Raw genomic sequence first — 23930 nt, forward strand, 5'->3', positions numbered from 1 at the left:
AAGGGACCTAGTTGCTAGAGGTCTCTTTTTTTATTTTATAATTTCTACTTCAAATAATTTATCCCAACGTTTTCCTGTTACAAAAATGGTTTTAGTCTCTGGGTTATATGCTATACCATTAAGTACATCTAATTTGTCGTGCTGTGTTACTTTATTTTTAAGCGGTGTAAAATCTATAACACCTTCAACAGCACCATTTTTAGGATTAATAATAGCTACACCATTACGTTGGTATCTATTAGTATAAATTTTGCCATTAATCCATTCCATTTCATTAATATCGGTAATTTTACCTTTATTGGTGTATACTTGTATGTTACTTTCCTCAATTAGTGTTTCTGGGTTTAGTAACCATATATTTTCACTACCATCGCTTTTATAAATATGTGTATCGTTATGTGTTAAGCCCCAGCCTTCAACGCTTTTTCCATAACTAAAACTGCTTTCTTTTTTAAACGTGTCAACATTATAAACAAAACCTGTTTTGGCTTTCCAGGTTAGTAAATAAATTTTATCATTTAATATCGTAATACCTTCAGCAAAATACGCATCAGCTAAATTGATGTTTTTTTCAATCTCACCCGTTTTATAATTAACCTGTCTAAGTTTAGATTCCTTGTATTGGCCAGTACTTTCGTAAAGTTTACCATTATAAAACTCTAAGCCTTGAGTATAACTTGTAATATCGTGCGGGTACTCATTAATAATTTTGAATTTATAAATATTAGGCGACTTGTTATTTAATATAGTGATTGATGAGGTTGCTGTTTGCGTTTCTCCACCATTAAAATACACAATAGCTTCAATAGGGTGTTTACCTAATTTATGTTGCTTTAAGTTGGTTTTTTCAGAAATAGTTTTACCGTTAAGCTTGTATATTACAGAGTCTATACTATGATTCTTTTTGTTTTCTACGGAAAGTTTTAGTGATTCATCAATAGAGATATTGCCTTTTTTAGCGTTAGTAGTTATGCTAAAAAAGTTTTTCTTTTGATTAGAGTTTGAACCACAAGAAACAATAATTAACAATAAAGATATGAAAGTGAGTAGTTTATATATTTTCATTAGTACGCTTATATTTTAGTCGAATATATTTATTAAAAATCGGTTTAAAAAATCATTGTGAAAATTTTAAAAGATTGTATCTTTGCCGCGGCAAGTCCTACACAACTAGCTCCTGTAGAATCCTCCAGGGCGGGAACGCAGCAAAGGTATATGGTTGTAGCAGTGTGATGTAGGTAGCTTGCCTTTTTTTGTACCCTAAATTTAAATTTTATATTCACTTCTCGATGTTGTAATTTGGCATTTTAAATCAAAAATATGTCTAAAGTAGTTTTAATTACTGGAGCATCTTCTGGAATTGGAAAATCTATTGGAGAATTTCTTCATCACAAAGGGTATACGGTATATGGCACCAGTAGAGACCCTAAAAATTACCCAGACAGTTTATTTGCATTACTTGCTTTAGATGTAAAAAATATAGCTACTATTAATGAAGCTGTAGGTAAAGTAATTGCTAATGAAGATAAGCTAGATGTACTTATAAATAACGCTGGCGCAGGCATTACAGGCCCTATTGAAGAAATTCCTGAAACAGAAATTAAAGCAAATTTTGATATTAATTTTTTTGGTCCTATAAATGTTATAAAAGCTGTTTTGCCACAAATGCGTAAGCAAAATTCGGGTTTAATACTAAACATTACATCTATAGCAGGCTATATGGGTTTGCCATATCGCGGTATTTATAGCGCTAGTAAAGGCGCCTTAGAACTACTTACCGAGGCGTTTAGAATGGAACTAAAACCTTTTAATATTAGTATGGCCAATATAGCTCCAGGGGATTTTGCTACTAACATTGCAGCAGGACGTTATCATGCGCCATTGTTAAAAGATTCGCCATATAATGAGAGTTATGGGAAGTCGTTAAACTTAATGGATGCTCATGTTGATGCTGGTAGCGATCCCGAAATGATGGCTAAAGCTGTATATAAAATTATTACTACAAATACACCAAAAATTCATTACAAAGTAGGGGAGTTTATGCAAAAATTCTCCATAGTATTAAAACGTATTTTACCAGATAAGGTTTATGAAAAATTATTAATGCATCATTATAAGTTATAAGCTTTGGTATGCTATTTGTGTTCTGTTTGCACAAATGTAGCCAATATGTACAAGAGAATTATTTCCCTAAGTGTTTTTATATTATTTTTTAGTATTACAGGTTGCCAAGATATCCTGGAATGTGTTATTAATAGAAAACCTATTTTGTCTGATAATACTTTAAGTGCAGCTTTTGTTAATCAAAATTATTCTGAATTAATAACTGCTGAAATACAAAATGAACCTAGAGATAATGCTTATTATTATGACTATTTTTTAACTGGCGATTTACCTCCAGGAATAGATGTGTTTTTTGATTTTAGAGATGTTATTATTGAAGGTATACCTCTAGAACGAGGGCGTTACAGGTTTACAATACATTTAAGTGTTGAACAAATTGATAATTATTGTGAAAATGATTTGAATGATTGTGATGGCCTTTGTGAAGAACGTACAGCTAGAACTTATATTTTAACGGTAAATTAATCTATTTCTTTTTATTTAAAAAATTACTCCGAAAACTTTTAGCAACTTGTTAATAGATTTTAGGCAAAGGTAATTAAGTAACAGCCATAATATTGTAAATTCGCTGCGTTAGGGATAGAAGCGGCATCCTTTTTTGATATTTCTTCAAAAAAGATATAGCGGATAGCCCGACCCTTTAGGGTAACGCCCAAAATAGTACTATAACGAAATATGTTGACTTTAGAGTTACCTAAATGAGATAAAAATTAAGTAAAATCTATATAATTTAATATACATGAAATTTTTTATTGATACTGCAAACTTAGACCAGATAAAAGAAGCTCAAGATATGGGTGTTTTAGATGGCGTTACTACAAACCCATCGTTAATGGCAAAAGAGGGTATTACTGGGCATGACAATATTATGAAACACTATGTTGATATTTGTAATATTGTGGATGGCGATGTAAGTGCTGAAGTAATTTCTACAGACGTGGACGGGATGATTAAAGAAGGAGAAGCTTTGGCAGAATTACACGAGCAAATTGTTGTAAAACTACCTATGATTAAAGATGGTGTTAAGGCGTGTAAATACTTTTCTAGTAAGGGTATAAAAACTAACGTAACTTTGGTGTTTTCTGCAGGACAAGCTTTGTTGGCGGCTAAGGCTGGGGCTACATATGTGTCTCCTTTTATTGGACGTTTGGATGATATTTCTACGGACGGTTTAAATTTAATTTCTGAAATACGCCATATTTACGATAACTATGGTTTTGAAACTCAAATTTTAGCCGCTTCTGTGCGCCATACTATGCATGTGCTTGATTGTGCAAAAATAGGATCGGATGTGATGACTGGGCCATTAAGCTCTATTGAAGGTTTGTTAAAACATCCTTTAACCGATAGTGGTTTGGCTAAATTTTTAGCTGACTATAAAAAAGGTAACTAATTAGTTTAGTTTAAAGCATAAAAAAAGCGCAATATTAAAATTTTAATATTGCGCTTTTTTTATGCTTAATAGTTACTATTTCTTTTGTTTATTAATTTCGTCTTGCAATTGGCGTCTTACTTTTTGTTCACGCTCTAAAGCTGTTTTTCTATGTTCATCAAACTCTTCTTCTATTTCTGATAAACTGTGTTTTGCTTTTTTTGTTACAGCATTACTATTTTTAAATTTGAAGATAAAGAATACCAATAATGCTAATAAACCAGCTATAATTGACCATAGTAAGGTGTTGTATCCGGCTTTACTCATTTGCAATCCAAATAGAGACATACTATCTTTTTCTGAATTGGTAGTATCTAAATCTGTTTGTGTTTTTGTAAGATTACTTTTTAATTCAGTAATTTCTTTGGCTTGAGTTTTTACAATTGCTTTTGTGCTATTTAAATCTTTTCTAACTTCTTTTAAAGAATCTTTTACATGGTTTCTTAGCATTAGTAACCAAGCAGTTTTTACGGCTTCGTAAGGTTGCCCATTTGTACCCTTAAAATTTCCAGATTTTCTAAAAATAAATTCGAATTGGCTATCTATAGTACCGTTGTTTAACGATAATGTTTCTGGTTGAGAGGTGGTTTGTGCAAATGATGTATTGAAAATAAATGCACATAATATAGTCATGAAATACTTTGAGGAATTCATTTGATTGTTTTTAAATAGGTTAACTAATTGGCACGAAAATATAAAATAAAGTTTAAAAACACAGTTATTTATTAAATACCCTATAAATAAAGAGTTTATTCGGTTAGATTTACGATAAATAAAAAGATTTAGATGTTTTTACAGTAGTACGTAAAATGTTTAATGTAGCTTTTATGTATTGCTAATTTAGATACTATTTAACTTATATGGTCTGTTAATTATTAAATACTGTACTTTTATAAAATATTTAATAAAAAAAATAGCATCCACTTTGGATGCTATTTTTTATAATTTTATGGACGTTTATCTAAAGTAATGACTCTCTTTTTCACCATTAGAATTTATAAGTTCTAGTACGAGAGGCTCATTAGATGATTTATTTTTTACGGCTTTTATAGCTTCATCAACGTTAGTTATTTTTATCCCGTTTATTTTTGTAATTATTGAACCCTCATCAACACCATTTTGTTTCCAGTAATTAGCAATTTGGGCATTACTATCTAATTGTACAATTTTAACTCCATTTTTGGCTTTGTACTTTTTTAAATCTTCTGGTTTTGCATTTTTAATCATTCCAACTAAAGGAAGAACAGCTGTGGAGTTTCTAACTAGTGTAACTGGCACTACATTTAGTTCTCCATTTCGAGAATATTCTACATTAACAATATCCCCAGGACTTTTAGTTTTTAAATGTCCAGTTAAATCAGCAAACTTAGAAATTTGCATATTGTCAACTTTTTTAATGATATCGCCTTTTTTTAAGCCTGCTTTTTCAGCACCAGAATCTTCAGTAACACTATCTATATAAAAGCCTTGCGTATCCTCAATATCTAGAGTTTTTGCACTTTTACTGTTTAATGCTCCACCTAAAACGCCTAAGATACCGTTTTGAACATTTCCAAATTCTATAATATCATTAACAACTTTTCTAGCAATATTACTAGGTACAGCAAACGAGTAGCCAACATAAGAGCCTGTTTGAGAAGTAATAGCTGTATTTATACCAATAAGTTCCCCATTAGTATTCACTAATGCACCACCAGAGTTACCAGGATTTACAGCAGCATCGGTTTGTATAAAAGATTGAGATGCGTTACCCGATAAATCACGTGCTTTTGCACTTATGATACCTGCGGTAACTGTTGATGTTAGACTAAAAGGGTTACCAACAGCTAATACCCATTCGCCAATTTTAGCGGTATCAGAATCTCCAAAAGTTACTACAGGAAGTTCTTCATCTGCTTCAATTTTTAAAAGTGCAATATCTGTTTTAGGATCAGTTCCTACTACTACAGCTTCGTAAGTTTTATTATTATTAAGGGTAACAGTAAGTTCTTGAGACTTATCAATTACATGATTGTTGGTAATAATGTATCCATCAGGAGTAATAATTACACCAGAACCTGTACCTAATTGGGCACGTTGTGGGCGTCTTCCAAAGAATAAATCATCAAAAGACATTTGTCCTGTACTAATAGTAACATTTTTTACATGCACAACCGCATTTACAGTATTTTCTGCTGCTAAAGTAAAGTCTGGGGTCTCATATAGTTTATTTGCTGTATGAGATACCGTTGTTGGAATTAATGATGGTTGCTCTTTAATAGAATCGGCCATTAAGGTTTTTTCTTCTTCAATAAACATTTTATAAGCTCCTAGTGTTAGCATACCTCCAAGAGCTGAAACCAAAACGAGAGTTAAAATCTTCTTCATAATTTATAATTTAAATATATAGTAATAACGTTTAAAATTAAATATTTATTGAATTCTAAATTCAACTTTAACTATGATTTAACAATCAAAAAAACAGTATAATATTCATATATTTGCAACCTAATTATGCTACAGAAATTTTATAAATATCAGGGAACAGGGAATGATTTTGTAATGATAGATAATCGATTACAAACATTTGAAAAAAATAACACAGAACGTATAGCACAACTTTGTGATAGACGTTTTGGTATAGGAGGCGATGGCTTAATTCTTCTTGAAAATCACGATACTTACGATTTTAAAATGGTGTATTACAATGCTGATGGTAATGAGAGTACCATGTGCGGTAACGGTGGTAGGTGTTTAGTGGCTTTTGCTAAACAATTAAACGTTATTTCTAATACATGTGTTTTTGAAGCTATTGATGGTTTACATCATGCAGAAATTACTAATGATATTGTAAAGTTACAAATGCAAGATGTTGCAACTATTGATGTAAAACCTAACCATGTGTTTTTAGATACAGGCTCTCCCCATCATGTTCAATTTGAAGATGCTATTGCCGATTTTGATATTAAAACAAAAGGTGCTGAGATTAGATATGGTGCACCCTATAATGAAGCAGGCTCTAATGTTAATTTTGTAAAAAAAATATCAGATAGTGCATTTAGAGTTAGAACTTATGAGCGTGGGGTAGAAGATGAAACACTATCATGCGGTACTGGTGTAACTGCTGTAGCTATTGCTATGCATTCGTTAAAAGAAACTTCAAACACTAGTATAGATTTAAAGGTTGAAGGTGGCGATTTGCAGGTAAGCTTTGAAGTTGAAAACGATATTTACAAGAATGTTTGGCTCATTGGTCCAGCAAAACTTGTTTTTGAAGGTGCCATATGAAAACATTAACAGGAGAGCATATTATACTTAGGGCATTAGAACCTGAAGATTTAGAATTTGTTCTTAACATTGAAAATAATGAAAGTATTTGGCACTTAAGTAATACACAAACGCCATTTTCACGTTTTGTGATTAAGCAGTATTTAGAAAATGCACACAAAGATATTTTTGAAGTAAAGCAATTACGGTTAGTTATTTGTGATAAAGCAGGATTATCATTGGGTTTAATAGATTTGTTCGATTTTGATTTTAAAAATAAAAGAGCAGGTGTTGGCATTATAATAAAAGATGCACTAAATAGAGATAAAGGTTATGGTTTAGAGGCCTTAAAGTTAACCATAAACTATAGTTTTAAATTTTTAGGCTTACATCAATTATATTGTAATATTTCAGAAGAAAATAGTACAAGTCTCAATTTATTTAAAAAAATTGGGTTTGAAACTATTGGATTAAAAAAGGACTGGAATTTTAATAATAACATGTTTAGTAATGAATATGTATTACAACTTATAAAAAAATAAATGTACATTAAAAAGATACTTTGGGCGATAGCTATTATAGGGTTGGTTGCAGTAGCTATTTTTGCATACTACGTATATGGTGCCATGTTAGCACCAAATACAAGTTTTAATAACAAAGAGGCTTATATTTATATTAAGACAACAGATGGTTACAATGATGTAAGAGCGCAACTAAAACCTTTATTAAAAAGCATTGATAAATTTGATGTATTAGCAAAACAAAAAAAGTATACCAGTAACATTAAACCTGGTAAATATGTTATTAAAAAGGATATGAATAATAATGATATTATTAATTCTATACGAAGTAACAATATACCAGTAAAAGTATCTTTTAACAATCAAAATTCTTTAGAAAAATTAGCAGGAAGAGTAGCAAATCAATTTGAAGTTGATAGTGTATCATTATATAAAGTGATGACAGATACTGCATTTTTAAAAGAACATAAATTTAATACTGAAACAGCCTTAGGAATGTATTTGCCTAATAGCTACGAAATATATTGGAATACAACTGCCGAAGATTTTCGAAATCGTATGCTAAAAGAATACAAACGATTTTGGAATGATAAGCGTGTAGCTAAAGCAAATAAAATAGGTTTGTCTCAAAATCAAGTGATAGCTCTAGCATCGATAGTTTATGAGGAATCTAAAGAACATACAGAACAACCTAGAATTGCAGGCGTTTATATGAATAGACTAAGAATAGGTATGCCGCTTCAAGCAGATCCTACCTTAAAGTTTGCAGCTTATAAACTTCCTAAATATAAAAATACTGTTATCAAACGAGTTTTAAATATTCACAAAGAAATAGTATCTCCGTACAACACCTATAAAAACCGAGGATTACCTCCTGGGCTCATTGCAATGCCAGATATTTCTGCTATTGATGCGGTTTTAAATTATGAGACTCATAATTATCTTTATTTTGCCGCAGATGCTAAGCGTAACGGCTTTCATAAGTTTGCAAAAACCTTAGCGCAACACAACGTTAATGCTAGAGCGTATCAACGCCATTTATCTTTACAAGGCATTACCAAGTAATGCTCAACAAATCTATCCATATTATATGTCTGTTATGTGTTTCGTTATCAGGTATTTCACAATCAGCTATATCTCAATTTTTAACTCCCAGTGACACATTACAGGTTAAGCGAAGAAATGCCGTAGTTATTTCTGAAGTAGCGTTATCTAGTGCTGCATTACTTGGTTTAAACGAACTATGGTATGCAGATTTTGAGCGTTCTAAATTTAAAACTATTAATGATAATGCGGAATGGCTTCAAATGGACAAAGTGGGGCATGTGTTTTCTGCATATCAAATAGGTAGGCAAGGGGCCAATCTTTTAAAATGGAGTGGTGTAAAAAAGCAGGACCAATTAATTTATGGCGCTACACTAGGTTTTGGGTTTTTAACAGCAGTAGAAGTTTTAGATGGGTATTCTTCTGAATGGGGGTTTTCGTGGGGCGATGTTGGCGCGAATGCCTTAGGAACAGGACTCTATATTTCGCAAGAATTAGTGTGGAATCAGCAGCGAATTGACGTAAAATTTAGTTTTCAGCAATCACGCTTCGCCTCGCAGCGTCCAGATAAATTAGGAGCCTCTTTTATAGAACAGGTTTTAAAAGATTATAACGGACAAACGTATTGGCTTAGTTTTAATTTACATTCTTTTTTTAAAGATAGTAAAATACCTAGTTGGTTAAACGTTGCTCTAGGTTATGGAGGTGAAGGTATGTTGTCTGGAATTGAAGTTGCTGACAATCAATTGTTAACAAATAATCAACGCTACAGACAGTATTTTATAAGTTTAGATGTAAATTTGACAAAGATTAGAACTAATTCGGCACTGTTAAAATCAATTTTTAGTGTGTTTAATATGATAAAAATACCGTTCCCCTCCCTAGAAATCAATAAAAAAGGAGCTGTTTTTCATATATTGTATTAAACAAAATTACACTTAAACGATTAATTTTGATATAATTAAAAATATGTGTAATTTTGCGCGCTCAAATTTTCAAGCATTTTTACTTTGTAATTTTGTTGAAGAAAGTTATAATTTATGGTTAAAAATATTGCAAGTTATCTAGTAGTAGTTCTTACAATATGTGTACTAATACAAGTTTCGTTTTTTAATAAAGAGACGGTAGACTTAAGTAAGTATTCCACTAACGGTTTAGTATATAACTATACGGTAAGTCCTAATTCAAGTATTATTGAAGGTATAGATGTATCAAACGATGATTACAAATGTTTTTCTCCGTTTTTAGGAAAATCATTTGTAGGTTTTAAAGAAGCAATTGCTTTCAAAGAGTCTGGAGGTAATTATGCAACCATTAATACATACGGTTATTTAGGTAAATATCAGTTTGGTAAAGAAACTTTAAAACTTATCGGTGTAAGAAATGTAAAAATGTTCTTAGACAACCCAAAACTTCAAGAAAAAGCTTTTATTGCTAATGCGCAGCGTAACAAGTGGATTTTAAGAAGAGATATTAATAGATTTGTTGGAAAGCGAGTTAATGGCGTTTTAGTTACAGAATCTGGAATTTTAGCTGCAGCACATTTAGCTGGTGCAGGTAGCGTAAAAAAATATTTAAGAAGTTATGGCTTAGATAATTTTGCTGATGGTTATGGTACAACAATTTCTAATTACATGAAGCGATTTTCCGGATATGATACTTCTTTTTTAAAACCCAATAAGAAAGCAAAAGTTAATACACTATAAGTTTTTTTAGCATTTAACTTTTATGAATAATAAATATAGTAGGTCTCTTATGGAGATCTACTTTTTTTTTGCTCCAAAATTTTGCAGGTAACGTTTTAATAAATTCAGACGGCAACGTAATATCACATGCAACGCAAACAGAAGTATTCGGGGTTACGGTATTACAAATATCCTCTAGCATTTTATTATTTCTGTATGGTGTTTCTATAAATATTTGAGATTGGTTTTGATCAAACGATACACGTTCTAAACGTTTTATTTCTTTTTTTCTATCATTCTTATCAATTGGTAAATACCCATTAAAAGTAAAGCTTTGTCCGTTTAAACCAGAACTCATAATTGCCATTAATATTGATGAAGGCCCAACAAGCGGTACTACTTGTATATCTTTATCATGAGCTAATTTAACAACATCTGCTCCAGGGTCTGCAACCCCAGGGCAACCAGCTTCAGATAGTAAACCAACGTCTTTTCCTTTTAAGCATGGATCTATAAACTCTGGAAGTTCTATAGGTTGTGTAAATTTATTGACAATAAATATTTCTAACGATGGTTGTGATTTATTCGGACTAATTTTTTTAATGAACCTACGTGCAGATTTTTCGTTTTCAACTATAAATACTGAAACGTCTTCTATCACTTTTTTTACCGACATAGGTAATACTTCATGAGGCGCATTGTCACCTAAAGTAGTTGGTATTAAGTATAATTTACCTTTATTATTCATCATTTAATAAATATAAAAAATATAGGTAATTTAACTATAAGTTTTTGAATTTAGTTTGGATACTATATTATTGCATGACTGATCTAACAATTTATACACATTTTCAAACCCTGCGTTTCCGCCATAATAAGGATCTGGAACACTTAAATTTTCATTGGGAGTCATCTCGTTCAGAATGAGTTTTACTTTTGATTTTTCGTCTTCTGTTTTAGCAATTTTTAAAATGTTATGATAATTTGATTCATCCATTGCAAAAATCAAATCAAAGTCATTAAAATCATTTCTACTAAATTGTCGCCCTCGTATATCAGTAATATCTATGCCATATTTTTTGGCTACAGCGATAGAACGAACATCTGGTTTACTATCAATATGATAAGCAGCAGTACCAGCAGAATCTATAATAAATTTATCTTTAGGAAGTTTTGATTTTAAGATACCCTCGGCTAATGGTGATCGGCAAATATTGCCCAAGCATACCATTAAAATTCTAGTCATTCGAAATTGAATTTATACTGAGAGTTTTTTAGAAATATCTTCTACGTATTTTCTAAATTGTTTATCAGTAGAGGATAGGTTGTCCACAGTTTTACACGCGTGAAGCACAGTAGCATGATCACGTTTACCTATTTGAGACCCAATGCTGGCTAGAGAAGCTTTTGTCATTTTTTTTGCAAAAAACATAGCTAACTGTCTTGCCTGTACAATGTGTCGTTTACGTGTTTTAGATTGCAGTGTATCTACATCCATTTGAAAATAGTCGGATACAACTTTTTGTATATAATCAATAGAAACTTCTCGTTTTGTATTCTTAACAAATTTTTCAACAATTTGTTTTGCAAGATCTATCGTAATTTCTTTTCTATTGAAAGATGATTGCGCAATTAAAGAAATAATGGCACCTTCTAATTCCCTAACGTTTGTTTTTATATGCTTAGCAACATAATCTACAATATCATCAGGCATTTCAACACCATCACGGTATAGTTTATTTTTTAATATAGATACTCTAGTTTCAAAATCAGGATGTTGTAATTCAGCTGATAAACCCCACTTAAATCGAGATAATAAACGTTGCTCTATATCTTGCATATCAACAGGTGCTTTATCACTAGTTAAAACTACCTGTTTTCCATTTTGATGTAAATGATTAAAAATATGAAAAAATACATCTTGAGTTCCAGATTTACCTGATAAAAATTGCACATCATCAATAATTAATACATCAATAATTTGATAAAAATGTATAAAATCGTTTCTGTTATTCTTTTTAACAGAATCTATATACTGTTGTGTGAATTTTTCAGCAGAAATATAAAGCACTGTTTTTTCAGGATACTTGTCTTTTATATCAACCCCAATTGCATGTGCTAAATGTGTTTTACCTAAGCCTACACCACCAAAAATTAATAAAGGATTAAATGATGTACCACCAGGTTTTGCAGCAACAGCTAATCCTGCGCTTCTAGCTAATCTGTTAGAATCGCCTTCTAAAAAGTTCTCGAAACTATAATTTGGGTTTAATTGCGACTCAATTTTTACATTTCTAATTCCTGGTATAACAAAAGGATTTTTTAACTCAGGGCTTTTATTGTTTAAAGGAATGTCTACTTCTTGAGATTTTACTGGTGATCTATTAGAACTTGGTATTTTTTCAGTAAAAGGTTGTTTGTTGCCATAAGTGTTTTCCATTTTAATAATGTAAACCAGTTTGGCAGTTTCACCTAACTCTTTTGTTAAAGCAACTTTTAAAATTTTAACATAATGCTCTTCAAGCCACTCGTAAAAAAACTTACTAGGCACTTGAATACTCAAGGCATTTTCTTGAAGCTTTACTGCAATTATAGGCTCAAACCATGTTTTGTAAGCTTGCGGTTGGATATTATCCTCTATAAAGTTAAGACAGTTGTTCCAAACCGATTGCGCAGTTGTAGCCATTTAGTTAAAATGTTTGGTTTTATAGTTAGTATATGTTTTAAAGAGAAGTGTCTCTTTAAATCCCCCTTTTATTCTGTGGCAAATATGTGAACAAAATTCTAAAAAAAAAAATGAATTTGTATTGAATTTCTAGAATTTTTTCCTCATGTTTAAGCTCTAGCCGAATCTACAAAAAAATATTGATATAAAGTTATGAAAATCGATGAAATACAAATTAGAGTGAGGTATGGTGAAACAGACCAAATGGGGGTGGTATACCATGGTAACTATGCATTATATCTAGAAATGGGACGAATTGAGTGGTTGAGAAAGCTAGGTGTTTCTTACAAAAAAATGGAGGCGGACGGTATTATGTTACCTGTAGTTTCTTTACATGTAAATTATAAAAAACCAGCAGGTTATGACGACCTAATTAATGTAAAAACTCAACTAAAAAACAAACCCACAGCAAAGATTGAATTTGAGTATGAAATTACTAATGAAAATGGAGAAGTTTTAACAACTGCAAGTACAACTTTAGTTTTTGTTGATATGAAAACTAACAGGCCAACTCGTGCACCCGAATATATTTTAGATGCAATTGGTTAGAGTTTTTTTATGCTAACACCATAGATGTTTTTAAAAGTCTCATAGATATTTTCTGCTATACTTTTTCTAACTAAAATGCTGATAGCACAACTTAATTCTAATTGCTGATTAATAATTTTAAGTTGTTTTTCTTTTACAATACGCATTACTTTATTCATGTTTTTGTATTCAAATAAAATTAAAAACTTAGTATTTATAGTTTTTTCAATTATTTTACAACTTTCTAAAGTTTGTTTTGCAGTTGTTTTGTACGCTTGTATTAACCCACCAACACCAAGTTTTATACCTCCAAAATAACGCACAACTATTACAAGAATATTGGTAACTTCAAAGGCTTGTATTTGTCCATAAATAGGCATTCCAGCTGAATTGTTTGGCTCGCCATCATCATTAACTCTAAAGGTAGTGGTTTCGGCACCAATTTGGTATGCGTAGCACCAGTGTCTTGCAGAATGATGCTCTTTTTTTACATGTTCTAAATATGTTTTAATGTGTTCTTCATTAGTAACATGGTACGCATATCCTAAAAACTTACTGCTTTTTTCTTTGAATAGACTATTCTCTACTGGGTTTATTATGGTTTTATATATGTCGTTAGTAGTTTCCAAATTTTAAAATAACTCTTTTTTGGTAGAAAATAAATTTACAACATCTTCTTTATAAGGTGTAATATGCCATGTATTAATATTTAAATGTTTTGCTGTTTCAATATTATCTGCATTATCATCAATAAACAAACAGTTTTTAGGGTTTAGATTATGAGTGTTTAACACAAACTCAAAAATATCAGTATTCGGTTTTCTTAAGTGTATTTCATGAGAAAGATAGAATGCATCAAAACAATTTTTAAAATCTTCATAAAAAGTAATATTAGCTTTAATCCAATCAATGTGTAGCGCGTTTGTATTACTTAGTAAAATCAGCTTATATTTATTTTGTGCTTTTAAAGCTTTTAAAAAATTTAAACGATATTCTGGAAAATCTTTAAGGATTATATTCCATAAGTCAATCAATTGGAATTTGGTTAAGTGTGGAAATTTATCGGTATAAAACTTAATAAAATCATCTGTTGAAATTGCGCCAATTTCGTAAGCGTCATTAGTAGCAATAATAGCTTTAGTAATCTCTTTAATTTTAAATATTTTTAAAGCGTAATCGTATGCCTTTTCTATATTTAGATTGATAAAAACATTACCAAAATCAAAAATAATAGTGTCAATCATTCGTATAGATTTTTAAAGTGTCATTTATGATGTTTTTTTCTAACTTTAATCTGCCTTTAAAAGTGGGTGCTGTTATACCTTCATTGAAATTAGAATTTCCAGTAAATACTCTCGCTTCATCCCATAGATTTTCATTAATAAACGTTTGTAATGTTTTTGCTCCTCCTTCAATAATTATTGATGTTATTTGTTTTTTAAATAAAATAGAACAGGTCTGTATGGCTATTGGTTTGCTAAAATCTATACTGTGATTATCGATAATTAAAGTTTCACTTTTGTTATTAAAAACCTCTAATTTTTTGGGTAATGTATTTAATTTGTCAATAACAATTCTAATAGGGTTTGTACCAGTCCAATCTCTCACTGTTAAACTAGGGTTGTCTTCTAAAACAGTATTTTTACCTACTAAAATAGCTTGTTCTTCTGCACGCCATTTATGTACTATTTGTCTAGAATAAGTAGTTGTAATCCAAACGGGCGCTTTTTTGTTTTTAGTTTTTGGTGCAATAAATCCGTCTTGTGTTTGGGCCCATTTTAATATAATATATGGACGTTGTTTATTGTGAAAAGTAAAAAAGCGTTTGTGATGTAATTTACATTTATTCTCTAAAACACCAACAGTTACATTAATACCAGCATTAATCAGTCTTTTTATACCCTTACCAGCTACCTGTTCGTTATCGTCAATGCATCCTATAACAACATTTGGGATATTATTTTTAATAATTAAATCGCTACAAGGTGGTGTTTTTCCATAATGCGAACAGGGTTCTAGGGTTACATATAATGTGGCTTGTTTTAAAATGGACTTATCGGTCACTTTATTTATAGCATTAACTTCTGCGTGGTTACCACCATAGGCACTTGTATAACCTTCGCTAATAATTTTGTTATTTACAACAATAATACAACCAACCATGGGGTTTGGTCTTGTTACGCCTAAACCATTTTTAGCTATTTCTAAACAGCGTTTTATATAAAATTCTTGACGAGTCACAGTTACAACTTAAATTTTACATCTTCGGTTTCATCAACATCATATCTGTATGAAAATCCTAAAGTTTTATAAATGATATCGCCTTTGTATTGCACTTTAATTTTTTTACTAAATAAACTTCCAATAAGTCCTCCTATATTTTTGTTACTAATTATGCTATCAATTGGTATAGTTGCTTTTAGCGGAATAGTAAATTCTTTTTTAGCTGGTACTTCAAAACGCTCTGTTGATACATAACCTACTTCATTATCATTCACATAAATTTTAATTTCATCGGTTTGTAAGGCACCACCAATATCATTAGGGTTCATAAAAAGTGCGCTTGCTGATAGTATTATGTTTTTAGAATTAGACTCTACTACTTTAATATTTTCAACATTTATAAAAAGTGGTTTTTCATTCACTTTACAGTTAAAAAAAGAAGTTAATATTGTTAATAATAATAAAACATGTGTGATTACCTTTTTTAAGAATTGCTGTATCTTCACTTTAAAAATATATTTATTTAAATGGATAAAGATACTACAGTTATTCGAGAAATTAAGTTGCAAGATAATAGTGCATTAGAGGCTGTAATTCGTGAGTGTTTCCATGAGTTTAAAATTCCTTTAGAAGGCACTGCGTATACAGACCCTGAAACTAAAGCGATGTTTGAGGCTTACCAAAACACAAACGACATTTATTATATAGTTGATAGAAATGGTGAAGTATTAGGAGGTGCAGGTATTAAGCCACTCAACGATTTTGAAGGTAATATATGCGAATTACAAAAAATGTATTTTTCTTCTAAAATTCGTGGAAAAGGTTATGGTAAATTATTGTTTGATACTTGTTTGAAAGCTGCTAAAAAATTGGGATATGAAAAGTGTTATTTAGAATCGGCACCGCAATTGAAAACTGCAATACATATTTATGAAAGTTTTGGATTTAAACATTTGGAAGGCCCTTTAGGAAATACAGGGCATTTTTCGTGTGGTATTTGGATGATTAAAGAATTATGAAGCTAAAAGAAGTACAATATACATTTCGGGAAACGTTAAATGTAAAATACGACGTAGCAGAAATTGATACATTCTTTTTTCTCCTTACGGATTACTTATATGATAAAAAACGTATTGACGTAGCAATGCAACCTGATATTGATATAGAAGATACTAAAGCGCTATTTGAAGCGCTAATGCAGCTTAAAGCAGATAAACCCATACAATATATTATTGGAGAAACTGAGTTTTTTGGTTTGCCATTTAAAGTGAATAAAAATGTGTTGATTCCACGACCAGAAACAGAAGAGTTAGTATCTTGGATTATAGATAGTGTAGATAAACATAAACCACTAAAAATTTTAGATATTGGTACAGGCAGTGGATGTATAGCTATCTCATTAGCAAAACATTTAAAAAATGCTGAAATACATGCTTTAGATGTAAGCACTAAAGCGCTAGATGTTGCAAAAATGAATGCAGTGTTACATAAAGCTAAAGTAAATTTTATAAATCACAATATTTTATCCGATACTTTTGATACAGCTCTAAAATTTGATATTATTGTTTCTAATCCGCCATACGTACGAGAACTAGAAAAACAATTAATGAAGCCAAATGTACTGGCGAATGAACCCCATATTGCACTTTTTGTAGCAGATGGTAATCCGCTACAATTTTATAAAGCAATAGTGCAATTTTGTAAAACGGCGCTACTAGAAAGCGGACACTTATATTTTGAAATTAATGAGTTTCTTGGTGAAGAAACTGTAAATATGATGATTTCAACTCATTTTAAAACTATTGAATTAAAACAGGATATCTTTGGAAAAGATAGAATGGTGAAAGGCAAAAAAATATAATGGATAGCATTAAACAAACTATAACAAATTTAAGAAACGAGCTAAGAGCGCATAATTACAATTATTATGTATTAGATACCCCTACAATATCAGATTACGATTTTGATACTAAGCTAAAAACGCTTCAAGAACTTGAAGAGAAGCATCCAGAATTTTTTGACGCAAATTCACCAACACAACGCGTAGGAGGAGAGATTACCAAAAATTTTGAGACTGTTAAACATAATTTTAGAATGTATTCTTTAGATAATTCGTATTCTAAAGACGATCTTTTAGATTGGGAAAAGCGTATTAAAAAAATGGTTGATGGCCCTGTAGAATATACTTGCGAACTTAAGTATGATGGTGCTTCTATAAGCTTAACATATGAAAATGGAAACCTTAAACGAGCAGTAACTAGGGGAGACGGTTTTCAAGGTGATAATGTAACTGCTAATGTAAAAACCATTAAGTCTGTACCACTAAAATTAAAGGGTGACTATCCAGAAGTATTTGAAATTCGTGGTGAAATTGTATTGCCTTTTGAAGGATTTAATAAAATGAATGAAGTTAGAATTGCCAACGGCGAAGAACCTTATCGAAATCCAAGAAATACTGCATCGGGGAGTTTAAAATTACAAGATAGTAGTGAGGTAGCTAAACGCCCATTAGAATGTTTATTATATAATTTAACAGGCACTAATTTAGGCGTTACAACACAATTTGAAAGTTTAGAAAAGGCAAGGTCTTGGGGTTTTAAAGTGCCAGAAGTTGCTGTACTAGCAAAATCTGTAGACGATGTATTAGAGTTTGTAAACTATTGGGATACCAAACGCCACGAACTGCCCTATGAAACAGATGGTATTGTAATAAAGGTAAATAATTTACAACAACAAGAAGAGTTAGGCTATACAGCAAAAGCACCGCGTTGGGCAATGGCCTATAAGTTTAAAGCAGAACAAGTCTCTACTTTATTAAATGAAATTACATATCAAGTAGGACGTACAGGAGCCATAACGCCAGTGGCTAATTTAGAACCTGTGGAGTTGGCAGGCACAACTGTAAAACGCGCTTCTATTCATAATGCAGATCAAATAGCAAAGTTAGATATAAGAGAACGCGATGTGGTTTTTGTTGAAAAAGGAGGAGAAATTATTCCTAAAATTATAGGTGTAGACGTATCTCAAAGACCCTTAGATTCAGAGCCTACAAAGTATATTTCAGAATGTCCAGAGTGTAATACGGTTTTAGTAAGAACAGAGGGTGATGCTAAGCATTATTGCCCTAATTATAATGGTTGTAATCCACAAATTATTGGGCGTATACAACATTATATTTCTAGAAAAGCCATGGATATTGAAGGTTTAGGTGGAGAAACGGTAGCACTTTTGGTAAATGAAGGTTTAATTTCTAATTATTCTGATTTATATGAATTAACAAAAAGCCAAGTTATTCCATTAGAACGGATGGCTGAAAAAAGTGCTGTGAATTTAGTTAACGGTATAAAAGCTTCTACAGCTATTCCTTTTGAAAGAGTTTTATATGCTATTGGGATTCGTTATGTAGGTGAAACTGTTGCAAAAAAACTTGCAAAACACTATAAATCTATTGATAACTTAATAAAAGCATCTCAAGAAGATTTAGAACAAGTTGATGAAATTGGTGTAAAAATTGCAGAGAGTGTAACACTTTTCTTCTCATCTGAAGAAAATCTAGTAATTATAGATAGATTGAAAGAATATGGTGTACAATTAAGTATAACAGATGAAGAGTTAGAAGGGCAAACAGATATATTAAAAGGGCAATCTATCGTTGTTTCGGGTGTATTTGAGCATGTTTCCAGAACAGAACTAAAAAAACTCATTGAAAATAATGGTGGTAAGGTGAGTAGCTCAATCTCTTCAAAAACCAGTTTAGTTGTTGCTGGTGATAAAATGGGACCAAGTAAAAAAGAGAAAGCAGAAGCGCTAGGTATTTCATTAATTAACGAAAGTGATTTCTTACTAAAATTAAAATTATAAATATTATTTATTGATTAAATGCATTTTTAAACGATTAAGTGTAAATTTTATGTATATTTGTATGATAAACACGTAATTATTTTTATGTACAAATCAAAAGTTCTTAAAGGACTAACTCTTTTATGTTATGTTTTGTATGCCGTTTTTGCGTTTAGTGGTGAACAATTTTTGTCAAACACCTTCAATTCCTGTATAGTTTTGCTTGTTTTGCTCTTGTACGTATTATGCGCTAAGCAAAAAAATAAATTTTTATTATTATTTTTAATATTTTATTCTCTAGCAGATGTATCTTCTTTTGTTTTAAGCATTGTGTCAGAACGTTTTGTTTCACAAAAATTTTACGATTTTGAGTATTATTTTACTAATGGATTGTATATATTGGCATACGTATTTTTAATTATTAAGATTATTGGTCATCTTAAATTCTCTACTGTTTTAAAGCATTTTAAAGTATATTCAGTAGTTTTAATTGCTTTAAACACCTATTTATTATATACATTACATTCCGTAATAAGCCCTCATTTGGTTATTCCAAGTGATTATTTTTTGGAATTAATTTATAATTTTGTGGTGCTAGTTCTACTTTCTTTAGCATTACTCAACTATTTTTATAGAGACAACAAAAAAGCGTTATACCTATTTTTAGGAACTCTATTTATAGTTTTTTCAGAAGTATTTTTAATAGCAAATATTTATGTTTACGTAGATAATATTTTGCTTAATTTTATTGGAACTACATTTGCCGTTATTGCTTTTTACTTTATTTATCAGCAGTCCAAATTATTAAGTTTTGTAAATACTAATGGAAATTTTGTTGTTAATAAATAGCCTTATGCTTTACTTAAAAATGGAATATCTTTTCTGTATATATATGCAATAATTGCAGAGAGTATAAATGTTATTACTGCCATACCAAATAGTAAACCACCATCGCCTTTAATATCTATTCCTAATTGAGTTAGGTGCATTATTATAGCGCCACCAATAATACCAATAGTTAGTAATGCGCCAGCCCACGCAGTCTTTTTAATAAGTAATAAAATACCCGCTATAAGTTCTAAAATGCCAATGCCTATTCTACCATAAGGTTCTAACCCTACAGTTTCAAAAATATAAACACTATCTGGGTGTGCTAAAAATTTAAATCTCAAAGTTTGTATCAAAATTAAAGCTACAATAATTCGCAATGCTAAAGGCAAATATTTTTTCATGTTATTGAGGTTTGATAACATTTTAGACGCAATTAAACATTAAACTTATCAGACTTAAAAAAAAAGGTTATACAACTATAGAAGTTCCGTTTGCTGTTATACTCTTGTTTACGTCAAAATAAAAATCAATTTGGCCAAGATATAGCCCATAACATCCCACTTGATTTACTAGTACATTTCTATCTTCACTATTTTTTAAAATGGTAGGTTTAGATAAAAACGTATGCGTGTGTCCACCAATTATTAAATCAATATCCTTTGTTTTTTCAGCAAGTTTTACATCACATATTTTATCAGGATTATTTCTATAGTTATACCCTAAATGCGATAAACATATTATTAAATCGCATTTTTCGTCTTGCTTTAAAATCCTTGTCATGTCTTGTGTAATTTCAAGAGGGTCAAGATATTTAGTTTCCTTATATAGTTTTTTTTCAACCAACCCATTAAGTGCTATACCTAATCCAAAAACTCCAATTTTAATACCGTCTTTTATAAAAATACGATATGGTTTTACATGTGTATCCATTACTGTATTAGAAAAATCATAATTTGCAGATACAAATCCAAAATTAGCATGTGGTAATTGGCTGTATAATCCATTTATGCCATTATCAAAATCATGATTACCAATGGTAGCTAAGTCATATTTTAATTTACTCATTAGTTTAAGTTCTAATTCACCTCCATAATAATTAAAGTAGGGTGTGCCTTGAAAAATATCGCCAGCATCTAATAAAAGGGTATTTTTATTTTGATATCTAATAGCTTCAATTAATGATGCGCGTCGTGCCACGCCTCCTTTATTTGCATTTCTACCCTCATCTGCACCAAATGTATCAATATGGCTATGTACATCATTAGTATGCAGTATAGTTATTTTTGTGGTTGTTGGTTTTAAGGCGAAAGACTGTAAACCAAAACTACCAATAGCAGCTAATGCAGTTGTTCCAACAGATACTTTTTGAATAAAATCTCTTCTTTTCATCTTTCTATTGTATTATAAACCTATTATCAATCACAGGGTTAATAGTATCAGTTTTTTTAAAATAATCAATCATGGCGTTCCTTATCTTGTAATCCAAGTCATAAACACTTTCGTTAGGTTGAAAAAACGTCATATCATCACCTCGATTGTATAAATAATCGCTAGTAGCAACATAATAGATAAGGTCATCATTAATAGGTGTATTATTAACTAAAGCTTTTATAAGCTTGTAATCGGTATCAAGTATAATTTTTAATCCTGAAAAAGGATGCGCACGTTTTGCATCTGCTAAAAACGATACTATACGTTTTATTTCACTACCCTTTAAAGCCACAACAACAATTGAATTTTCAAAAGGCATAACGCTGTAAGCAGTTCTAGCACTTAAAGGGCCTTTATGTATTTCTGCTCTAATACCTCCATGGTTTAAAATTACTACATCAATATTTTTACCTGTTCTTTTATTAAATATTGGGTTGCCCTCGCTTAAAATAATATCTGCCATTAAATTTCCAATGGCAGTATTTAATTCACCATCGTTTTTAGAATATGTATCAACCGCATAGGCTAAAACACTATCTAAATCACTTTCAATACGGTTTTTATAAGGTGCTATAAATGCTTCAATATCAGCACTTGGTGTTAGTTGTGTATTAATATCTAAACGTTGAGCTTCAATTTTATTTAAATTAAGTTTCTTTGTTTTACAGCTTATGCATATCATAAAGATAAATACAATTAAACCTAGTTTGTAAGTGGTAGAATTTACCATATTAAAAATGATTAAATTTTGAATGTACTTTTGCTACCTTTGCGCAAAGTGTAAATTTAAATGATTTTAAAAGCTTTTAGGGAAAAATCGAATAAAAAGTATTTGAATAAATTGTTATCTAAACGTAAGGTAAATGTTGATGATAGTAAAATTAAAAGCTTAGGTGTTCTTTTGAATTTTGATGAGATTGAAGATTTTAATGCATTTAATGTATTGGCCTCTCGTTTAAAAATACATACCAATAAAATTAAGGTAATAGCTTTTACTACTGATGTTAAAAGCCATGGCAATTCTTGGGACGCCTGTTTTAACCCAAAAGATTTGGGTTGGGGTGGCGAAGTTAAAAATGTAGAATTACAACGGTTTTTAAACGAATCTTTTGATGTTTTAGTCAGTTATTATACAAAAGAACATTTAGAACTAAAATTATTAACAGCATTATCTAAATCTCAATTTAAAATCGGAATTTTGCAAAGCGACATCAGACTAAACGATTTAATTATAAAAACAGGTATGAAGGAGATTGATGTGTTTGCTGAAGAAGTTGTAAAATATTTAACAGTATTAAATAAAATTTAAAATGAATAATAAGTTTCTTGGAACAGGAGTGGCTTTAGTAACGCCTTTTAAAAGTGATTTAAGTGTAGACTATGATGCACTTAAAAAGATAGTGGAATTTAATATAAAAAATGGTGTAGAGTATTTGGTTATATCTGGTACAACAGCCGAAAGTGTTACTATTACCAAACAAGAAAAAAAGGCTATTACCGAAGCTATTGTTGAAATAAATAACGGGCGTGTGCCTTTAGTTTTGGGTATTGGTGGGAGTAATACAGCACTGGTTATAGAGGAAATAAAAAACACAGATTTAAGTGCTATAGATGCTATACTTTCAGTTTCTCCTTATTACACTAAGCCTACACAAGAAGGTGTTTATCAGCATTTTAAGGCTATATCAGCCGTATGCCCAATAGACATCATATTATATAACGTGCCAGGGCGAACTTCAAAAAATATAGAACCAGATACTATTATTCGTTTAGCTAATGAATTTGAGAATATAGTTGGCGTTAAAGAAGCAGGAAATAGTACTTACCAATATTTGCAATTATTAAAAAACAAACCAGAAGATTTTTTGGTAATATCAGGTGATGATGATTTAGCTTTGGGGGTTACACTTGCTGGTGGCTCTGGCGTTATTTCTGTTATAGGGCAAGCATTCCCAAAGGAATTTTCAAAAATGATACGCTTAGGCCTAAAAGGAGATGCTAAACAAGCCTATAAATTTCATTACCGTTTAATGGATGGAATAGATTATATTTTTGAAGAAAATAATCCAGCTGGTATAAAAGCAGTTTTTGAGGCTTTAAATTTATGTTCTTCTGCTGTGCGCTTACCATTAGTAACTGCTTCTGAAGCATTAAAATCTAAAATATCAGATTTTATAAAGGCATTTTAAATCGGGCAAAAAAATAAAAAACCTGAAATTCTTCATACTAAATAAAATTAAAAATCAATTTTAAATTTTTGAAACCTATTATTATAATTTAAATGGGCAAGCGACATTAGA

The 23930-nt window shown here is 30.7% G+C and carries 28 protein-coding genes and 1 other RNA gene; 16 read left to right on the top strand and 13 right to left on the bottom strand.

Annotation, left to right across the window (positions count from 1 at the left end; all coding sequences use genetic code 11):
• Positions 1 to 30: 30 nt before the first annotated feature.
• A complete protein-coding gene (locus tag ACKGJY_RS00585; protein ID WP_413971901.1) occupies positions 31 to 1065 on the bottom strand; it encodes a glutaminyl-peptide cyclotransferase in 1035 nt (344 codons plus the stop codon).
• An 88-nt stretch (positions 1066 to 1153) separates the two neighbouring features.
• Here ACKGJY_RS00585 and ffs point away from each other — a divergent pair.
• The 4 genes from ffs (at position 1154) to fsa (ending at position 3517) form a co-directional block, all read left to right on the top strand.
• An RNA gene (gene ffs / locus ACKGJY_RS00590) (signal recognition particle sRNA small type) lies at positions 1154 to 1252 on the top strand.
• A gap of 68 nt (positions 1253 to 1320) precedes the next feature.
• Positions 1321 to 2124, top strand: a complete 804-nt coding sequence (locus ACKGJY_RS00595; protein WP_413971902.1) for an SDR family oxidoreductase — start codon at positions 1321 to 1323, stop codon at positions 2122 to 2124.
• A 45-nt stretch (positions 2125 to 2169) separates the two neighbouring features.
• A complete protein-coding gene (locus ACKGJY_RS00600) occupies positions 2170 to 2589 on the top strand; it encodes a hypothetical protein (RefSeq protein ID WP_413971903.1) in 420 nt (139 codons plus the stop codon).
• Between the two features lie 274 nt (positions 2590 to 2863).
• Positions 2864 to 3517 (top strand): fructose-6-phosphate aldolase, encoded by a 654-nt coding sequence (fsa, locus tag ACKGJY_RS00605; RefSeq protein WP_413971904.1) that lies wholly within the window; start codon positions 2864 to 2866, stop codon positions 3515 to 3517.
• A gap of 75 nt (positions 3518 to 3592) precedes the next feature.
• Here fsa and ACKGJY_RS00610 read toward each other — a convergent pair whose 3' ends face one another.
• Entirely contained in the window at positions 3593 to 4210 is a 618-nt protein-coding gene (locus tag ACKGJY_RS00610; RefSeq protein WP_413971905.1) for a tRNA (guanine-N1)-methyltransferase, read from the bottom strand.
• A gap of 303 nt (positions 4211 to 4513) precedes the next feature.
• Positions 4514 to 5923: a trypsin-like peptidase domain-containing protein gene (locus ACKGJY_RS00615; RefSeq protein WP_413971906.1), complete on the bottom strand. Its 1410-nt coding sequence runs from the start codon at positions 5921 to 5923 to the stop codon at positions 4514 to 4516.
• A 126-nt stretch (positions 5924 to 6049) separates the two neighbouring features.
• Between ACKGJY_RS00615 and dapF the strand changes: the two genes are divergently transcribed.
• The 5 genes from dapF (at position 6050) to ACKGJY_RS00640 (ending at position 10073) form a co-directional block, all read left to right on the top strand.
• Positions 6050 to 6823 carry a diaminopimelate epimerase gene (gene dapF, locus ACKGJY_RS00620; RefSeq protein WP_413971907.1) on the top strand — a complete coding sequence of 258 codons (774 nt, stop codon included), beginning with the start codon at positions 6050 to 6052 and terminating at the stop codon, positions 6821 to 6823.
• Entirely contained in the window at positions 6820 to 7344 is a 525-nt protein-coding gene (locus tag ACKGJY_RS00625; protein WP_413971908.1) for a GNAT family N-acetyltransferase, read from the top strand. Before dapF ends, ACKGJY_RS00625 begins: the two co-directional genes overlap by 4 nt.
• Positions 7345 to 8388 (top strand): endolytic transglycosylase MltG, encoded by a 1044-nt coding sequence (gene mltG, locus ACKGJY_RS00630; protein ID WP_413971909.1) that lies wholly within the window; start codon positions 7345 to 7347, stop codon positions 8386 to 8388. It abuts the gene before it with no gap.
• Positions 8388 to 9293, top strand: a complete 906-nt coding sequence (locus tag ACKGJY_RS00635) for a DUF2279 domain-containing protein (protein WP_413971910.1) — start codon at positions 8388 to 8390, stop codon at positions 9291 to 9293. The genes mltG and ACKGJY_RS00635 overlap by 1 nt, the downstream gene beginning before the upstream one ends.
• A 114-nt stretch (positions 9294 to 9407) precedes the next feature.
• Positions 9408 to 10073: a peptidoglycan-binding protein LysM gene (locus ACKGJY_RS00640; RefSeq protein ID WP_413971911.1), complete on the top strand. Its 666-nt coding sequence runs from the start codon at positions 9408 to 9410 to the stop codon at positions 10071 to 10073.
• Between the two features lie 13 nt (positions 10074 to 10086).
• Here the strand turns inward: ACKGJY_RS00640 and ACKGJY_RS00645 are convergent, their stop codons facing one another.
• From ACKGJY_RS00645 to dnaA, 3 genes are read right to left on the bottom strand one after another with little or no spacing between them, the layout of a single operon-like run.
• On the bottom strand, positions 10087 to 10803 hold the full coding sequence (locus ACKGJY_RS00645) for an SAM-dependent methyltransferase (RefSeq protein ID WP_413971912.1): 717 nt from the start codon (positions 10801 to 10803) through the stop codon (positions 10087 to 10089).
• A 27-nt stretch (positions 10804 to 10830) separates the two neighbouring features.
• Positions 10831 to 11298, bottom strand: a complete 468-nt coding sequence (locus ACKGJY_RS00650; protein ID WP_413971913.1) for a low molecular weight protein-tyrosine-phosphatase — start codon at positions 11296 to 11298, stop codon at positions 10831 to 10833.
• 12 nt (positions 11299 to 11310) lie between these two features.
• Positions 11311 to 12738 (bottom strand): chromosomal replication initiator protein DnaA, encoded by a 1428-nt coding sequence (dnaA, locus tag ACKGJY_RS00655; protein WP_413971914.1) that lies wholly within the window; start codon positions 12736 to 12738, stop codon positions 11311 to 11313.
• Positions 12739 to 12930: 192 nt separating this feature from the next.
• Between dnaA and ACKGJY_RS00660 the strand changes: the two genes are divergently transcribed.
• Entirely contained in the window at positions 12931 to 13326 is a 396-nt protein-coding gene (locus ACKGJY_RS00660; protein WP_413971915.1) for an acyl-CoA thioesterase, read from the top strand.
• Here ACKGJY_RS00660 and ACKGJY_RS00665 read toward each other — a convergent pair.
• From ACKGJY_RS00665 to ACKGJY_RS00680, 4 genes are read right to left on the bottom strand one after another with little or no spacing between them, the layout of a single operon-like run.
• On the bottom strand, positions 13323 to 13934 hold the full coding sequence (locus ACKGJY_RS00665) for an IMPACT family protein (protein WP_413971916.1): 612 nt from the start codon (positions 13932 to 13934) through the stop codon (positions 13323 to 13325). The genes ACKGJY_RS00660 and ACKGJY_RS00665 overlap by 4 nt on opposite strands.
• A 3-nt stretch (positions 13935 to 13937) precedes the next feature.
• Positions 13938 to 14549 (bottom strand): HAD family hydrolase, encoded by a 612-nt coding sequence (locus ACKGJY_RS00670; protein WP_413971917.1) that lies wholly within the window; start codon positions 14547 to 14549, stop codon positions 13938 to 13940.
• Positions 14542 to 15546: a bifunctional diaminohydroxyphosphoribosylaminopyrimidine deaminase/5-amino-6-(5-phosphoribosylamino)uracil reductase RibD gene (gene ribD / locus ACKGJY_RS00675; protein WP_413971918.1), complete on the bottom strand. Its 1005-nt coding sequence runs from the start codon at positions 15544 to 15546 to the stop codon at positions 14542 to 14544. Before ribD ends, ACKGJY_RS00670 begins: the two co-directional genes overlap by 8 nt.
• Before the next feature lie 2 nt (positions 15547 to 15548).
• On the bottom strand, positions 15549 to 15950 hold the full coding sequence (locus tag ACKGJY_RS00680) for an LEA type 2 family protein (RefSeq protein WP_413971919.1): 402 nt from the start codon (positions 15948 to 15950) through the stop codon (positions 15549 to 15551).
• Positions 15951 to 16055: 105 nt separating this feature from the next.
• Between ACKGJY_RS00680 and ACKGJY_RS00685 the strand changes: the two genes are divergently transcribed.
• From ACKGJY_RS00685 to ACKGJY_RS00700, 4 genes are all read left to right on the top strand, one after another.
• The gene (locus ACKGJY_RS00685; protein ID WP_413971920.1) at positions 16056 to 16547 is read left to right on the top strand and encodes a GNAT family N-acetyltransferase; all 492 of its coding nucleotides are present in this window, start codon (positions 16056 to 16058) and stop codon (positions 16545 to 16547) included.
• On the top strand, positions 16544 to 17389 hold the full coding sequence (gene prmC / locus ACKGJY_RS00690) for a peptide chain release factor N(5)-glutamine methyltransferase (protein WP_413971921.1): 846 nt from the start codon (positions 16544 to 16546) through the stop codon (positions 17387 to 17389). The genes ACKGJY_RS00685 and prmC overlap by 4 nt, the downstream gene beginning before the upstream one ends.
• Positions 17389 to 19389: an NAD-dependent DNA ligase LigA gene (gene ligA, locus ACKGJY_RS00695; protein WP_413971922.1), complete on the top strand. Its 2001-nt coding sequence runs from the start codon at positions 17389 to 17391 to the stop codon at positions 19387 to 19389. The genes prmC and ligA overlap by 1 nt, the downstream gene beginning before the upstream one ends.
• A gap of 309 nt (positions 19390 to 19698) precedes the next feature.
• Complete coding sequence (locus ACKGJY_RS00700) at positions 19699 to 20217, top strand: hypothetical protein (RefSeq protein WP_413971923.1); 519 nt, start codon at positions 19699 to 19701, stop codon at positions 20215 to 20217.
• Between the two features lie 2 nt (positions 20218 to 20219).
• On the opposite strand, the gene ACKGJY_RS00705 is transcribed toward ACKGJY_RS00700, so the two are convergent.
• The 3 genes from ACKGJY_RS00705 to ACKGJY_RS00715 all read right to left on the bottom strand — a co-directional run bounded on the left by ACKGJY_RS00705 (position 20220) and on the right by ACKGJY_RS00715 (position 22312).
• Positions 20220 to 20600: a DoxX family protein gene (locus ACKGJY_RS00705; RefSeq protein ID WP_413971924.1), complete on the bottom strand. Its 381-nt coding sequence runs from the start codon at positions 20598 to 20600 to the stop codon at positions 20220 to 20222.
• A 67-nt stretch (positions 20601 to 20667) separates the two neighbouring features.
• Entirely contained in the window at positions 20668 to 21588 is a 921-nt protein-coding gene (locus ACKGJY_RS00710) for a metallophosphatase (protein WP_413971925.1), read from the bottom strand.
• A 4-nt stretch (positions 21589 to 21592) separates the two neighbouring features.
• A complete protein-coding gene (locus ACKGJY_RS00715; protein ID WP_413971926.1) occupies positions 21593 to 22312 on the bottom strand; it encodes a 5'-nucleotidase C-terminal domain-containing protein in 720 nt (239 codons plus the stop codon).
• A 108-nt stretch (positions 22313 to 22420) separates the two neighbouring features.
• On the opposite strand from ACKGJY_RS00715, the gene ACKGJY_RS00720 reads away from it, so the two are divergent.
• Both ACKGJY_RS00720 and dapA read left to right on the top strand, forming a co-directional pair.
• The gene (locus tag ACKGJY_RS00720) at positions 22421 to 22939 is read left to right on the top strand and encodes a DUF6913 domain-containing protein (RefSeq protein ID WP_413971927.1); all 519 of its coding nucleotides are present in this window, start codon (positions 22421 to 22423) and stop codon (positions 22937 to 22939) included.
• Position 22940: 1 nt separating this feature from the next.
• Positions 22941 to 23819 carry a 4-hydroxy-tetrahydrodipicolinate synthase gene (gene dapA, locus ACKGJY_RS00725; protein ID WP_413971928.1) on the top strand — a complete coding sequence of 293 codons (879 nt, stop codon included), beginning with the start codon at positions 22941 to 22943 and terminating at the stop codon, positions 23817 to 23819.
• The last annotated feature ends 111 nt before the right edge of the window (positions 23820 to 23930 follow it).

Source organism: Hyunsoonleella sp. 2307UL5-6 (genome assembly GCF_047345485.1).
GTDB lineage: Bacteria > Bacteroidota > Bacteroidia > Flavobacteriales > Flavobacteriaceae > Jejuia.